17 protein-coding genes and 1 pseudogene are annotated in these 15,049 nt (G+C 42.8%); 5 read left to right on the top strand and 13 right to left on the bottom strand.

Features of this window, described 5'->3' with window-relative positions; translation table 11 throughout:
- Positions 1-37 precede the first annotated feature (37 nt).
- The 10 genes and pseudogenes from QR42_RS04205 to fabL form a co-directional block, all read right to left on the bottom strand.
- Positions 38-934, bottom strand: a complete 897-nt coding sequence (locus QR42_RS04205; protein WP_039177326.1) for an ABC transporter permease — start codon at positions 932-934, stop codon at positions 38-40.
- Positions 935-951: 17 nt separating this feature from the next.
- A complete protein-coding gene (locus QR42_RS04200; protein WP_024425205.1) occupies positions 952-1,953 on the bottom strand; it encodes an ABC transporter permease in 1,002 nt (333 codons plus the stop codon).
- A 61-nt stretch (positions 1,954-2,014) separates the two neighbouring features.
- The gene (locus QR42_RS04195; protein WP_039177324.1) at positions 2,015-3,601 is read right to left on the bottom strand and encodes an ABC transporter substrate-binding protein; all 1,587 of its coding nucleotides are present in this window, start codon (positions 3,599-3,601) and stop codon (positions 2,015-2,017) included.
- A complete protein-coding gene (locus QR42_RS04190) occupies positions 3,576-4,553 on the bottom strand; it encodes an ABC transporter ATP-binding protein (protein ID WP_080772273.1) in 978 nt (325 codons plus the stop codon). Before QR42_RS04190 ends, QR42_RS04195 begins: the two co-directional genes overlap by 26 nt.
- Positions 4,522-5,544 (bottom strand): ABC transporter ATP-binding protein, encoded by a 1,023-nt coding sequence (locus QR42_RS04185; protein ID WP_039177320.1) that lies wholly within the window; start codon positions 5,542-5,544, stop codon positions 4,522-4,524. The genes QR42_RS04190 and QR42_RS04185 overlap by 32 nt, the downstream gene beginning before the upstream one ends.
- Positions 5,545-5,656: 112 nt before the next feature.
- On the bottom strand, positions 5,657-7,399 hold the full coding sequence (locus tag QR42_RS04180) for an ABC transporter ATP-binding protein (protein WP_039177317.1): 1,743 nt from the start codon (positions 7,397-7,399) through the stop codon (positions 5,657-5,659).
- A 95-nt stretch (positions 7,400-7,494) separates the two neighbouring features.
- Complete coding sequence (gene ntdP / locus QR42_RS04175; protein WP_024425209.1) at positions 7,495-8,025, bottom strand: nucleoside tri-diphosphate phosphatase; 531 nt, start codon at positions 8,023-8,025, stop codon at positions 7,495-7,497.
- A gap of 147 nt (positions 8,026-8,172) precedes the next feature.
- Positions 8,173-8,433, bottom strand: coding sequence for a YgaB family protein (locus QR42_RS04170; protein WP_039177303.1), 261 nt, complete (start codon positions 8,431-8,433; stop codon positions 8,173-8,175).
- 174 nt (positions 8,434-8,607) lie between these two features.
- Positions 8,608-8,757, bottom strand: a pseudogene (locus QR42_RS04165) (gamma-type small acid-soluble spore protein); the annotation flags it as partial.
- Positions 8,758-8,832: 75 nt separating this feature from the next.
- On the bottom strand, positions 8,833-9,585 hold the full coding sequence (fabL, locus tag QR42_RS04160; RefSeq protein ID WP_024425211.1) for an enoyl-[acyl-carrier-protein] reductase FabL: 753 nt from the start codon (positions 9,583-9,585) through the stop codon (positions 8,833-8,835).
- An 81-nt stretch (positions 9,586-9,666) separates the two neighbouring features.
- On the opposite strand from fabL, the gene QR42_RS04155 reads away from it, so the two are divergent.
- Positions 9,667-9,891 (top strand): hypothetical protein, encoded by a 225-nt coding sequence (locus QR42_RS04155; protein ID WP_039177299.1) that lies wholly within the window; start codon positions 9,667-9,669, stop codon positions 9,889-9,891.
- On the opposite strand, the gene mutY is transcribed toward QR42_RS04155, so the two are convergent.
- Positions 9,878-10,978, bottom strand: a complete 1,101-nt coding sequence (gene mutY, locus QR42_RS04150; RefSeq protein WP_039177297.1) for an A/G-specific adenine glycosylase — start codon at positions 10,976-10,978, stop codon at positions 9,878-9,880. The genes QR42_RS04155 and mutY overlap by 14 nt on opposite strands.
- A gap of 191 nt (positions 10,979-11,169) precedes the next feature.
- Here mutY and QR42_RS04145 point away from each other — a divergent pair, with 191 nt between their 5' ends.
- Positions 11,170-12,150 (top strand): metal-dependent hydrolase, encoded by a 981-nt coding sequence (locus tag QR42_RS04145; protein ID WP_039177294.1) that lies wholly within the window; start codon positions 11,170-11,172, stop codon positions 12,148-12,150.
- A gap of 25 nt (positions 12,151-12,175) precedes the next feature.
- On the opposite strand, the gene rsoA is transcribed toward QR42_RS04145, so the two are convergent.
- Both rsoA and QR42_RS04135 read right to left on the bottom strand, forming a co-directional pair.
- Positions 12,176-12,397 (bottom strand): sigma-O factor regulator RsoA, encoded by a 222-nt coding sequence (gene rsoA / locus QR42_RS04140; protein ID WP_039177285.1) that lies wholly within the window; start codon positions 12,395-12,397, stop codon positions 12,176-12,178.
- Complete coding sequence (locus QR42_RS04135; RefSeq protein WP_039177282.1) at positions 12,345-12,947, bottom strand: sigma-70 family RNA polymerase sigma factor; 603 nt, start codon at positions 12,945-12,947, stop codon at positions 12,345-12,347. Before QR42_RS04135 ends, rsoA begins: the two co-directional genes overlap by 53 nt.
- A 166-nt stretch (positions 12,948-13,113) precedes the next feature.
- On the opposite strand from QR42_RS04135, the gene QR42_RS18835 reads away from it, so the two are divergent.
- The 3 genes from QR42_RS18835 to QR42_RS04125 all read left to right on the top strand — a co-directional run bounded on the left by QR42_RS18835 (position 13,114) and on the right by QR42_RS04125 (position 15,026).
- Complete coding sequence (locus tag QR42_RS18835) at positions 13,114-13,278, top strand: YvrJ family protein (RefSeq protein WP_073204399.1); 165 nt, start codon at positions 13,114-13,116, stop codon at positions 13,276-13,278.
- Positions 13,279-13,373: 95 nt separating this feature from the next.
- Positions 13,374-14,537: an oxalate decarboxylase family bicupin gene (locus tag QR42_RS04130; RefSeq protein WP_039177280.1), complete on the top strand. Its 1,164-nt coding sequence runs from the start codon at positions 13,374-13,376 to the stop codon at positions 14,535-14,537.
- A gap of 69 nt (positions 14,538-14,606) precedes the next feature.
- A complete protein-coding gene (locus QR42_RS04125) occupies positions 14,607-15,026 on the top strand; it encodes a regulatory YrvL family protein (protein WP_039177277.1) in 420 nt (139 codons plus the stop codon).
- The last annotated feature ends 23 nt before the right edge of the window (positions 15,027-15,049 follow it).

The raw sequence follows: 15,049 nt of genomic DNA, 5'->3' as shown, positions 1-15,049 counted from the left end.
AGAAAAGACCGATTCCTAGAATCGGTCTTATTTTATTTTATTTTATTTTCTTCATTTTAGGATCCAGTGTGTCTCTTAATCCATCCCCCATCAGGTTAAAGCCTAGAACCGTCAGCATGATTGCTATCCCTGGGAAGAATAATGTCCAAGGGGCTTGAACGAGATAAGGTCTCGCGTCGGCGAGCATTTTCCCCCATTCTGGACTTGGCGCCTGTGCACCCAATCCTAAAAAGCCTAAAGCCGCTGCCTCAATAATTGCGGTTCCGATCGCTAGCGTCGCCTGTACGATGACCGGCACCATACTATTTGGCAGAATGTGACGCAGCACGATGCGGCGGTGTGACATTCCTACCGCCTTTGCTGCCAGCACGTATTCTTCTTGTTTAATACTCAGCACTTTTGAACGAACGAGCCGTCCAAAGGTTGGGACATTAATAATCGCAATGGCAATAAGGGCATTTTGTAAGGAGGGGCCTAGGATGGAGACAATAGCAATCGCTAAGAGAATGCTAGGAAAAGCAAGTAAAATATCAAACAATCTCGAGATCACAGCATCTAGCACTCTTCCGCCATAGCCAGCTATCAATCCAAGCAGTGTGCCTAAAATGACAGACCCGAGAACCGAGAAAAAGCCGACCCATAAGGATATCCGTGCTCCATGCACAACTCTTGAAAAGATATCTCTACCGAAATCATCTGTACCAAACCAGTGTGCAGCTGAAGGGGCACTAAATCGCTCACCGAGTGATTGTTCATTGATTCCATAAGGAGCAATGAGCGGTGCAAAGATCGCTAGGATGAGAAATAAAAAGACAATCACACTGCCAATGACCGCCAGCTTGTGCTGAAAGAACTGTTTCATTGATTCAAGAATCAATGATTGAGGGCGTTCATCTTTTGGCTGGGGTGGTTCAAGCTCTTTTTGTGCTTCCATATTGTCACTCTCCCTCCCTAATATTTAATCCTTGGATCAATAACCGCATACAAGATGTCCACAATGAAATTGATTAGGACAAATATAAGCGCAACGACGAGAATGCCTGTTTGAATGACTGGGTAATCACGATAACTGATGGCGTCATATATATACCGGCCAATCCCCGGCCAAGCAAAAATGGTTTCTGTTAAAATCGCTCCACCAAGCAAGAGGCCTGTCTGAAGACCAATAATCGTCAAGATCGGAATGAGCGCATTTTTCAGACCATGCTGATAAATGATGAAGAATGAACGTACCCCTTTTGCTTTTGCTGTTCGAATAAAGTCTGAATGAAGCACTTCCAGCATACTTGCCCTTGTAATTCTCGCAATAATTGCAGCAGGGATTGTGGCGAGTGCTGTACTTGGTAAGATCAAATGCTTGATGCTGTCAGCGAATTGATCAAACCGGCCTTGCAAAAGCGTGTCCAGTGTATGAATATACGTGATCGACTCCACTGGATTCCTTACGTCTTCTCGGCCCGTTGTCGGCAAAATACCTAATTCGATCGAGAACAGCCACTGCCCCATTAAGCCTAACCAGAAAATCGGCATGGACACTCCGATAAGTGCAATAAACATCGCGGCATAATCAAAGAAAGAATGCTTAAACCAAGCACTAATGATTCCGGCATTCACTCCCACAACAATCGCCAGAACCATGGCAAAAAAGGTCAATTCTAACGTCGCAAATAAGTAAGGCTTCATTTCCTGGGCAATAGCCGCTCCTGTTCGAATGGAAGTCCCTAAATCCCCTTTTAAAAGGCCAAGCATATAATGACCGTATTGAACGTACCATGGCTGGTCTAAACCGAGCTGGATCGTTAATTGTTCTACTGCCTCTTTCGTTGCCCGCTGTCCTAAGATGACCTGCGCTGGATTTCCAGGTATAAAACGAATAATTGAAAACACGACCAATGTCATTCCGATCAGTACTGGGATGAGCATTCCTGCCCGCTTCATACAATAAGCAAACAAACAGCTTTCACCGCCTTTTTCTTTGTTTGAATAAGGGAGATACAAGATCTCCCTTATTTGCTTATTCGAAATACACGTCAGTTAAAGCTTCTGAACCAGTTGGATGCGGCTGGTAGCCTTTTAAATCATTAGATGCGGCAAGCATTGGAATTGAATGCACCAATGGAATCCAAGGTGCTTCGTCATGAATGATTTCCTGTGCTTTTTTATACAGCTCATTTCGTTTCTTTTGATCTGTGTCTGTTTGCGCTTCAATGAGGATGTCATGCATTTTATCGTTTTCGAAGAATGTATAGTTGTTACCGCCAATGCTGTCTTTGTCCAGCAGTGTGTAAATGAAATTATCAGGATCGCCATTGTCTCCTGTCCAGCCTAATAAGAACACATCTGCTTCCCCTTTACTTGCTTTATCTAAATAGGTCGCCCAGTCATATGTCACAATTTCTGCTTTGACACCGACTTTTTCAAAATTTGACTGAATGACTTCTGCTACCTTCATCCCATCTGGCATGTATGGACGTGGTACAGGCATCGCCCAAAGTTTGATGCGAAAGCCATCAGGGAAGCCCGCTTCTTTTAATAGTTCTTTCGCTTTTTCTGGATCATACGGATATGGCTCAATGTCGTCGTTGTAGCCTTCTAAAGCTGGCGGCAATGGATTTTTTGCTGGCTCAGCAAGTCCTCCATAAAATGACTCAATAATGGATTCTTTATCGACCGCATAATTGAGTGCCTGACGAACCAGCTTGTTATCGAGCGGCTTTCTTGTGACGGTCAGTCCGATATAGCCTACGTTCATCGATGGTCTTTCAATGAGCTGGAGTGCTTTGTCGGTTTTAATGCCATCTAAATCTGACGGATTCACGCCATCCATTAAGTCGATCTCGCCTGTTTTCAAGGCATTTAAACGAGCAGAGTTTTCTGGAATGGAGCGGAAGATGATTTGATTCAGTTTCGGTTTACCCTTCTGCCAATAATCCTCGTTCTTTTCTAACACAATACGGTCGTTTTGCTTCCACTCTTTAAACTTGAATGGTCCTGTCCCCACCGGATTTTCTCTAAATGAATCACCGCTTTTTTCAACGGCCGCTGGACTGGCAATGCCAAATGGTGACATGGCAATGTTTTTGAGGAATGTCGCCTGCGGTCGCTTTAGCTGAAATTCAATTTCATGCTCGCCTTTGACGTTGATGTCTTTAATGACATGCCCTTTATCTTTTTTATAGCCGCCAAACATGCCATAGTAAGGAAATTTTTCTGCGTCCCCATTCATCCAGCGTTCAAAATTGAATTTCACTGCTTCTGCGTTAAAATCTGTGCCATCGTGAAATTTCACACCTTCTCTTAAGTAGAACGTGTATGATTTTCCGTCCTTTGCAACATCCCATTCTGTTGCGAGGCCAGGATGGATGGTCGTGTCTTTCTCACCGTAATTCAAAAGCTTTTCAAATATATTCTCTGTGACCTTGAAGGTTTCGCCTTCTGTCGTTGTGATTGGATCTAGTGAAGTGGAATCTCCCCCTCTGCCAAATACGAGGGTATCTTTTGTTGCTTTTTCTTCCGATGTCGGTGATGATGAGCATCCCCCTAAAAAGAGCGCCAGTGCCAGCACAAAAATGAAACTACTGAATAACCATGTCTTCTTCATTGTGTTCCTCCTTTTGATATAAATAACATGCAGCCGCATGTCCCGATTCCTTCTCATACAAAGCAGGAACTGCTTTCAGGCATTTCTCCCATCTTTTTGGACACCTTTTGTAGAAAGGACAGCCGCCGCGTTCCGCCATTGTGGTCTCTTCTGCTGCCACATCTTGCGACTCTAGTACGTGATCCATATGTGGAATGGATTTCAGAAGCAGCGACGTATAGGGATGAAGCGGGCTGTGAAACACCTCTTCGGCAGGCCCCATCTCGACAATGCGCCCAGCATACATGACGGCGATCCGGTCGCTCATATATCTGACAACCCCAAGGTCGTGAGAAATAAATAGATACGTCAGAGAAAGCGTCTTTTGTAATTCAAGCATCAAATTCAAAATTTGCGCTTGAACGGATACATCTAAAGCCGAAACTGGTTCATCGGCAATGACAAGACTTGGGTGCGTAATGAGCGCTCTAGCAATGCCAATACGCTGCCTTTGTCCGCCGCTGAATTGGTGCGCATAACGTTCCCCGTAGGAAGGATCAAATCCAACAATGTGCAGCATCTCTTTAACCCGTTTCCGTCTTTCTGCTTTCGTCCCATGATGATGAACAATCAGCGGTTCCTCTAAAATATCTTTGATTTTCATTCTCGGATTTAAAGAAGCATAAGGATCTTGAAAGATCATTTGAATATCTTTTCTTAAGGAACGCATGTCTCGTTCTTTCAGAAGGGTGATCTCCTGCCCTTTTAATTGAATAGAGCCTGACGTCGGTTCAGTCAATCTCATCAAGCTTTTGCCAAGTGTTGATTTCCCGCAGCCTGATTCACCAACAATGCCAAGCGTTTCTCCTTCCTTCACGTGAAAGGAGACTTGATTTAAAGCCAAAGTCGATTGTTTATGTTTAGAAAAAAAAGCAGCTGTGTCATACCGTTTTGTCAGCTGATTCACTTGCAAAAGTGGGTGACTCAGTGTCTTCTCCTCCTTCCATTAGAAAACATGCCACGCGGTGATTCTGTTCAATGGATTGTAAGGCTGGATCTTTTTCAAGACATTGCGCCATTTGATATGGGCAGCGTGGTGCAAATTGACAGCCGGACCGGATGGCACCTGGCTTAGGCACATGACCTGCAATAGAGATGAGTTTTTCTTTTTTCTCTTTAAACGATGGAACTGAGGCGAAAAGACCTTTCGTGTAGGGATGCAGAGGTTTTTGAAAAATACGGTCAACGGTTCCTTCTTCTACAATTCGACCGGCATACATAATCATGACTCGCTGGCATATTTGCCGCACCACGCCTAGATCGTGAGTAATAAATAAAATAGCAGTGTCCATCTCTTCGTTCAGCTTTTTGAGCAGACGAAGGATTTGCGCTTGGATGGTGACATCAAGTGCAGTTGTCGGTTCATCAGCGATCATGAGCTTTGGGTGACAAAGCATTGCCATTGCAATCATCACACGCTGGCGCATACCGCCTGATAATTCATGTGGATATTTTTTCAGCAGCGATTCTGCTTGCTTCAACCCAACTGTTTGAAGCAGATCAATCGCCTTCGCTTTTGCTTCTTTTTGACCGATTGATTGATGTGTGAAAAGGGCTTCCGTCATTTGTTTGCCGATGGTCATTAATGGATTCAGAGAAGTCATGGGCTCTTGGAAAATCATCGAAATGTCATTTCCTCTTATCTCTCGCCACTCTTTCTCTGAAAGTGACAGCAGATTTTGCCCTTCGAAATGAACCTCGCCCGTTGTATCGGTTTGCTGATTCAATCCCATTAATGACATGCTTGTAATGCTTTTCCCGCAGCCAGATTCGCCCACAATTCCTAACGTTTCCCCTTTTTGTATCGAGAACGATATGTGATGGACGATGGGCACTTTTTGCTTTTTCTGCTGAAACGCAATGGACAGCTGTTTGACATCTAGCAGCACGTCTTGTTCTTTCACATATTCACCACCCCGTCATACTTTTTAAAATTGTATTGAGACAAGCTGGGAAATATGTCATGTTTTTGACAAGCATAAAAAAGCCTATCCGCTAGAATCGGATAGGCTTCTACTAATTTAATGTTTGAATGGTAAATAAATGACGATAGTGACTGTCTTGGTTCATTAATTCTTCGTGTGTTCCTTTTTCCACTATTTCGCCTTGTTCCATGACCACAATTTGGTCAGCGTGTGTAATGGTTGATAAGCGGTGTGCGACAATAAAAGTTGTGCGATCCTTCGCCAGCTTTTGCATCGCTTCTTGAATGTAATGCTCACTTTCTAAATCAAGTGCAGACGTTGCTTCATCTAAAATCAACAGCGGTGGATTTTTTAGAAATACCCTTGCAATCGAAATCCGCTGTTTTTGTCCGCCTGACAGCTTTACGCCCCGTTCTCCTACTTTCGTGTCATATCCTTCAGGAAGAGACATAATAAAATCATGCGCATTTGCCGCTTTTGCAGCCGACACGATTTTTTCAAAAGGTGCTTCAGGGTCACCAACCGCAATATTTTCTTTAATCGTGTCACTGAATAGGAATGTATCCTGCAGCACCATTCCGACTTGATTTCGAAGACTTCTTGCTTTGTACTCTTTTATATCAATGCCGTCAATTTCAAGTGACCCGTTTGTGACATCATAAAACCTTGGAATTAAGCTGACGAGTGTCGATTTTCCTCCGCCACTCATTCCTACAAGGGCAACCGTTTGTCCTTTTTCTACTTTTAAGGAGATATTGTGCAGAATCTCTTCCTGCGTGTGTTCATAACGAAACGACACATTTTTAAACTCGACCTCTCCTTTTAAATGATTGGCTTCTTTTGCATTCGGCCGGTCTGTGACCTCATATGGCTCATCAATAAACTCAAAGATCCGATCCATTGACGCAACGGACTGGGTTAACGTCGTAGATGAGTTAATGAGACGGCGAATCGGATTGTACATCCGGTCAATATAGCCGACAAAGGCGATCATGGTCCCGATCGACAGCGATCCGTTAATTACTGTGTAGCCCGCAAATGCAATGATTAACAGCGGCGCAATGTCGGTGATGGTATTGACGACAGCAAATGTTTTGGCGTTCCAATTCGTATGGTTGATTGCTTTGTTTAAGAAATTTTTGTTTTCATCATGAAAATTCTCTTGTTCATATTCTTCAATCGCAAAGCTGCGAATGACCGGCATTCCTTGTACCCGCTCATGCAGGTGTCCTTGCACTTCAGCCAGCGCCTGTGACCGCTCTTTTGTCAGCTTGCGCAGCCGTCCGTAAAAATACTTTACTGCAAACGCGTATAGTGGAAAAATAATGACAGACACGATCGTGAGCTTCAGATCCAGTGTACACATAATGGCGATCACGATCAGTACAGTCATCATATCCAGCCAAATGTTCATGAGACCTGTGATAACAAATTCCTTTGTCTGCTCCACATCGTTGATCACTCTTGAAATAATTTCTCCTGTTCTCGTGTTGGCATAATAACGAAGACTTAGCTTTTGAATATGCGAGAACAGCTTCTCCCGAATATCAAACAATACTTTACTGCCTGTCCACTGCGCGTAGTATTGTCTATAGTATTCAACAGGCGGCCTCATCACTAAAAATAATACGAGCATGATTCCCATTATGATCAGTAGAGTTGATGTCTTTTCTTCAGGCGCCCCCGAGCCTTGAATGACATCATCAATGACATACTTTAAAAGCAGAGGCAATGTTAACGGAATCGAGAATTTAATCATCCCGATGACCATTGTCAATGCAATCTGTTTTTTATACGGTGTTACAAAAGCCATGTAGCGTTTAATGACCCCCATGTAAATCTCCTTCCCAATCTATCAGTGCCTCTTATCCGTACGCAGTCAAAAACCTGTTAGCCTAAAGTGCCAAACAGGTTTTTTGATGCTCTTGCTTATTTTGTATAATGTAAAAAACGTTCATACCACATATCCACAAATTCAGGAGCAAACGGACCTTTCCGCTGGTGAATCCAATGCAGTAATGTATTTAGATGCTCTCTTAAGATACTATCGATTTCTTTTGGATAATTCATCTGCCTCTTATGATCTGCATATTCGTCCTCATCCAAAATATTGTACGTCATGTCTGGAAAGACTTTGACGTCTAAATCGTAATCAATATACTTAATTGCCTCATCATCTGTCGCAAAAGGAGAGCTGATGTTGCAGTAGTAATATACCCCATCATCTCTAAGCATCCCAATTACATTAAACCATTGTTTTGCATGGAAATAGCAAATAGCCGGTTCTCTCGTCATCCAAGTACGGCCGTCGGATTCAGTCACCATTGTACGGTCGTTTGCACCAATGATACACAATTCCGTTGCTTTCAGAATGGTGGTTTCATTCCAAATCCTGTGGATCAAGCCATTATGTTTATAGCTTTGAATTTGGATGGTTTCTCCTTCCTTGGGATAGCCCATATTTTCTCCCCTACTTTCTATAACAAACAAACCTAACAGTCCAAAGACCTAATTTCCCAACTAAACATGTCTCTATTATATTATACCGTTACATCATTAAAAAATGAAATGAAAAAGCCATTCAACCCAATTGAACGGCACACTGATTTACATCACGCTAGAACTCTTTTCCATCTGTTTATATGAATTGATGACCTCTTCTGTCTGTTTTGTAAATAAGGTTTGCACTTTTTGCAGTTCCTCACGTTTCTGTTTGATCTGATCACAAAGCCTATGCCACTCTTCTTTTTTTTCATCCTGCAGCAATTGTTTTTCTGTTTCTAAGCATAGATCGAGTTCTCCCTGCACGTCGAGCAGCTGATCCATGAGCTGCATTTGTTCTTTTACAAGCTGATCGAAATCAGACATCTAACTCCTCCCTTTTCATCTAATCCACTTTTTGTATGTATACCATTTCTTGAAAGAAGGAGGAAATCCTTTGACTGTTTATGTAGAGGTTTTACAGGTTTTGTCGGATGGTGGTGCGAGGCAAAAAGAAAAGCACTTCATTCGTATATGAAGTGCTTTCCTTTGTTTCAGTGATTAGCTGTTTTGTTGTTTGTTTTGCTCAGCTTTTTGGTTGTATTTTTTTACATGCTGTGCGTCAGTCTCGCTAGCAAATTCAGTGCCGTATTGACCACCTTGTGCAGCAGCTTGGTTTTGTTTCTTCACTTGTTGTGCGTTTGTTTTGTTTTGTTGTTGATCCATCATTATCACCTCCACGCACATTAATTTGTGCAGAAGGTGTACATCCTATTCATGAATTTTTTAAACAAGCAAAGAACGTCCGCCATCGACAATAATCGTCTGGCCTCTAATCATGTCTGCTTTGCCTGATACAAGGAATTCCACGCTGTCGACCATGTCTTTAATTTCCACCATTCGGCCGGCAGGTGTGTTTTTCTTCGCATCTTCTAAAAGCTCTTCACGGTTCGGGAAGTGCTTAAGTGCATCTGTATCGATCGCGCCGCCTGATACAGCGTTGACGACGATATTTTTTTGTGAAAGCTCAACTGAAAGGTAACGTGTCAAAGCTTCTAGTGCTGCTTTTGATACACCGACTACTGTGTAATTTTCAAGGTAGCGAATAGAGCCTAGTGAGCTAATGCTGACGATATGTCCGCCGCCGTTTTTCTCCATTAGTTTCGCCGCTTCTTGTCCGCAGAATAACAAGGCTTTCGCATTGATATTCATCGTCCAGTCCCAATGATTTTCTTCAAGGTCCATAATTGGACGCTGAACACCTGATGCCGCATTGTTTACAAATACATCTAAACGGCCAAAGGTTTCATCAATTTGCTGAAACATGTCTTTGATTTTCTCAGGCTGGCCTACATTGGCTTTAACAACCAATGTTTTAACACCCATCGCTTCAATTTCTTCCGCTGTTTCAAGTGCGGCTTTTTTGCTTCTCGCATAGTTAATGACAATGTCATATCCTTTTTCAGCGAGGCGAAGGGCCACTTCTTTCCCTACTCCTCTGCTGCTTCCTGTAATTAATGCACATTTACGTTGACTCATTATGGTTCATCTCCTGATTTGAATAGTTTTCGTTCATTCGCTTCACACTAATAGAAAAGTTCCTATTAGGAGGTTACATTCATGTATGTCGGACGCGATTTAAGCCAGCTTGGCATGATGTCCAAGAATCAATGGAAAGATACTGAGCTTGCTTACTTTCATCATGCTTTCCAACAAATTTTACCTTATTTGAATGAAGAAGGGCAATCTAAGTATCGAGAAATCATTTCAGAAATCGAAGACCGCGGGGGTCTGCACCGAAATGAAGCAGATTATACCCACGGTACAACGGTTAAATACGACTAGGCTGTTCAAGTGCCAGCTTCCAAATTTTTTGGTGTGAGACTGGCAAAGCATACGCCTCAAATTCTTCTGTTGTGACTTTTTTCAGCATCGTGTCATCAGATATAGAGGTAACTCGTCCAAAGAAAACAGAAATATTCCAGATGAGGTGGGTAAATACATGCTGGATGGTGCCTTCTAAATCACCAAGCTCCGCTTGTACACCCGCCTCCTCTTTTAAGAAATCAATCAGCTGCTCTTTTTCCGTTTTTCTTCCCTTTGTTGTTTCCATGTTAGGGAATTCCCATAAATTCGCAAGAAGGCCTGTACTTGGCCGCTTATGAATATATAGGTTGCCTGCGTCATCAAATAACACCGCTGCTGCCATTGATTTTGCAGTCGGTTTTTTCTTTTTGCTTTTCACTGGGAGCTCATGCTGAACGCCTTCCTCAAGTGCCGAGCAATGCATGTTCACAGGGCAAATGAGGCAGGCAGGGGATGTTGGGGTGCAAATGAGCGCACCTAGCTCCATCAGCCCTTGATTAAATTCTGACGGCTTTTCCCGGGAAATGAGCTGATCGACCGCAAATTCGAAAATATTTCTCGTTTTTGGTTTTGCAATATCATCCCATATGGACAAAATACGAGAAATGACCCTCATCACGTTGCCGTCTACCGCAGGATATGGCTTGTTATAGGCGATACTCAGCACTGCGCCGCTCGTATACGGGCCTACACCTTTAAGCTTTGAAAATTGCTCTTTCGTTTCAGGGACAATGCCACCGTAGGATTCATATACTTCTTTCACAGCTGCCTGTAAATTACGCACTCTTGAGTAGTAGCCAAGACCTTCCCATGCTTTCATGACCTTTTCTTCATCAGCTAAAGCGAGATCCTTCACCGTCGGGAATTGCTCCATAAACCGGTTGAAATACGGAATGACTGTATCCACTCTCGTTTGCTGAAGCATCACTTCTGATACCCAGACACGGTATGGATCTTGATTTTCACGCCATGGCAATGTTCGTTGTTCTTTTTCATACCAATCAATTAAATCATGCTGAAAGCCCGCAATATCTTTGCGGTCCAGCTTTTCTTGAATGTCTTTCATATCTATACTCCTTCTCATTGGACCGAGGGCTAACGTTCTGAATAGAACCTTATTTGTTGTATACTGTTTGTAGATACGTTAACATGTTACATTAAATCGGGATAAAGCAAAAGTGATTTTGCACATAGTCTTGATTGGAGACGTATACTTTGTATGATTGTTCCTAAGCATGACAACTAGGAGGTAATCAATTGGACACTGGTACTCATGTAGTAATGGGCATTTCTCTTGGGGGACTTGCACTTTTAGATCCAGCCGTCAGCGCAGATCCACACATGGCACACGCCGTAATGATCGCGACCATCGCCGGCTCCCAAGCACCAGACATTGATACTGTGCTAAAACTAAAAAATAATGCGGTTTATATAAGAAATCACCGAGGATTTACACATTCCATTCCGGCTGTACTGTTTTGGTCATTGCTGATCCCGGCTGTGATTTTTCCATTTGTGCCAGGGGCGAATTTACTTCACCTTTGGTTATGGACACTATTAGCCGTTGTGCTTCATGTGTTTGTCGATATTTTCAACGCATACGGTACGCAGGCCATTCGTCCATTTTCGAAGAAGTGGGTAGCGCTAGGGATCATTAATACGTTTGATCCGTTTATCTTTTTTACACATCTTGTCGCCATTGTCGTTTGGGCGATTGGCGGACATCCCGGCTATACGTTCATAACGCTGTATGCGGTGATATTCTGTTACTATGTCGTCAGGGTGATCATGCAGCTTCAGATTAAACGTCAGCTGCGTGCACGATTCGATGAAATTGAAGAGATTATTATTTCGCCTACAATGAAGTTCAGACAATGGCGCATTGCCGTGAAATGTAAATCCTCTTTCCATGTTGGGCGCAGTATGAATGGAGAGGTCGTCATTTTAGACACCTTTAACCGAGTGCCGGTCCCTGATACTGAAATTATGAAAATTGCTAAGCAAGATGAAAACATTTCAGCCTTTCTCTCCTTCTCCCCTGTCTACCGGTGGGAAGTGGATAAATTCAAGGATCATTATGAGGTACGGTTCATTGATTTGCGCTACCGCAGCAAAGGTCATTATCCTTTTGTCGCGATCTGCCATATTGACATGGATCATCAAATCAAAAATTCCTATACCGGCTGGATTTTCAGTGAAGAAAAACTGCAAAAAAAATTAAGACTCGGCTCTGTGTGAGCGAGTCTTTTTTTGTGCTTCACTTTTACAACTTCGTCATATATTCCACAATAAACTCCCAAAAGCCAGGTCCTTCTTGGTAAATCAGCCGGTCTACTTTTTCGATGAGTTTGATATAGAGTTCTTGTTCGAGGTCTTCTCTTTCTTGATATGCCGTGTTTTGTAGTTTCTTTTTGATCATGGGTGTGAAGGTTTCAATGAGTTCTTCCATTTCTCCATTGGTCATTTTGTCTTCGTGCACGGACATCTCCCCCTGTTTCTTCTTTTAGTTTGTTGAGTGCTTTTTTGTGAATGTTTGAGATGTTTTGTCTTGTTTCGCCTAACTGATCGGCTATTTCTTTCATTGTTTGACCTTCGACATAGATTTGGGTTAAGACCATTTTTTGTTTTTCTGTGAGCTGCTGGTAGGCCTTGTACAATGTTTGGTCTTGCAGATGCTCCCCTAAGTCTTGCTGGTTGAAGAGCACGGCTTCATACGTATCTGTTTGAACAGGGTCTTTCACTTCTTGTGTATCAGGATGATCGAGTATGAGTGGAAAACGCTGCTGTTTCTTTTTTACTCGTTTGTCAAAGTCGACTGAAAAGATGCGTATCATTGTGGAGATATACTTGATGATGCGGATTTTCTGATAGAACTGTTTGAACTCGGAATCTAGTTTTTTGGCATTTTCCTCGTTTGGCTCTTCCATGACTTGCCGGAGCAGCTGCTCGTTTTTCGGGTTGCTTAAAAACTGCTGAATGAGCGGGTGATCAATGATTTCCTTCCATTTTGCTTTCAATAACAGCCGATAATCCATGTGCATCCTCCCCTTTGTTCCCTCTACTAGCATTAAGTGGACAAAAGTTAAAAAAAGTAAACTTCGTGAAACGGGTCTAATGGTTCATTTTATCCCCCTCTGCTTTCCTTTTTCTTCTTTCATACCACTTATATAGAAGACGAGTATCCGCTGGGGGGTGAGACAAATGGAGACCTTTTTTTCAGAGGAATGGTTGAAGCAGCTCGGTCAGGCTGGCTTCCCTGCCATTTTGACGGTTTACTTGCTGACACGCTTTGAACGAAAGTTTGATGAATTAAGCAAGCTCATCCAACGATTAGTCGCTGCTCAAAAAAATGATGAATCAGATTGACATCTGCTTGATTCGTTTCACCTTATGAAAACGAGGGCGAAATGAAAGGCCTTTTGGTCACCTCACACAATACGATGTTGAAAGGGGATTTTATCATGAGTGAAAAGCAAAATGGAATACCACAGCCGATTCGAGGAGAAAAAGGAGCAACGGTCAAAATTCCACGTAATCTCGAGCGGGATAGACAAAACCCAGATATGCTCACGCCGCCAGAAACCGATCATGGAACGGTCTCCAATCTGAAATATTCTTTCTCTGATACACACAATCGTTTAGAAAAAGGCGGCTACGCTCGTGAGGTAACAGTCCGCGAACTGCCGATCTCTAAAAGTCTTGCATCTGTCAATATGCGGCTAAAGCCTGGTGCGATTCGTGAACTGCACTGGCATAAGGAAGCAGAATGGGCGTACATGATTTATGGGGAAGCCCGGATTACATCGGTTGATGCAGAGGGGCGCAATTTTACAGAGGATGTGACTGAGGGTGATTTGTGGTACTTCCCTTCTGGCCTGCCGCACTCTATCCAAGCACTTGAACCGGGAGCTGAATTCTTGCTTGTGTTTGATGATGGGTCATTCTCAGAAAATAGTACGTTCCAAGTAACCGATTGGCTTGCCCACACGCCAGAGGAAGTCGTGCTCAAGAACTTCGGTATGACAAAAGAGCAGTTTGACAAGCTGCCAGAGAAAGAAAAATATATTTTCCAAAAAGGAATTCCTGGTTCCCTTGAATGTGACAAGGTGAAAACAGAGCAAGGAGAAGTCCCGAATTCCTTTAAATATGAGCTGTTAAAACAGGAGCCGATTACGTCAAGCGGCGGACAAGTGTGGATTGCGGACTCTACCAATTTCAAAGCGTCTAAAACGATTGCATCCGCTCTTGTGAAAGTTGATCCAGGTGCCATTCGCGAGCTGCATTGGCATCCAAATACGGATGAATGGCAATATTTCATTTCTGGAAAAGCACGAATGACGGTATTTGCTTCTGATGGACATGCGAGAACCTTCAACTATCAGGCGGGAGACGTTGGATATGTCCCATTTGCGATGGGGCATTATGTAGAAAATACAGGCGACGAACCGCTTTATTTCTTAGAAATCTTTAAGAGCGATCATTATGCAGATATCTCACTTAATCAGTGGCTTGCGGTCACACCGAAACAGCTTGTTCTTGATCATTTAGATCAAGGCGAAGATTTCTTAAAACTGCTTGATGCTGAAAAACATTCTGTGATCGCTGCACCTAAAAAAGAGGATTAACGTATGACTTCCTGCAAAAAGGCTGTCCTTTTTGCAGGTATCTTCATGTAAGGGAGTGTTTGTTCAACTATGCAGCAATCTGTTCACGCTTTATGGCAAGGGCTGAAATGGTTCATGGCGGCGTCGGCTGTCTGTTACATATTTTTGTTGTTTTGTGTACTGTTCTTTCATTTAACTGGTGCTTTTTATCAGTCGATTTTATCGATGCTTTTATTTATGGGCATCTATGTGGTACTTGGGATATCCTTTGAGCATGTGGAACATGTGCTTATGAGGGTTGTTAGAAAGTGCCGATCCAAAAAATGCTCCATCGTTTTCTATGCCATTTCCATTCATCTTTTGTTTATTTGGGGTGCTGTCTATTTATCAGATGAATTGGTGGGCGGCATTTTACTTTCTACTTCTGAGGAAATTCTCTTTGCGCTAAGCCTTTGGTTGTTTCATTTTTTGTTTGATTATGCGACGTTTTCGGTTGAGAAAGAAGCTTAGTGATTTGCTTCATATGATGGGTA

It is taken from the genome of Bacillus sp. WP8 (assembly GCF_000800825.1).
Classification (GTDB): Bacteria; Bacillota; Bacilli; order Bacillales; family Bacillaceae; genus Bacillus; species Bacillus safensis.
The sequence above is the reverse complement of the archived record's forward strand: the minus strand, read 5'-3'. Positions and strand labels throughout refer to the sequence as shown.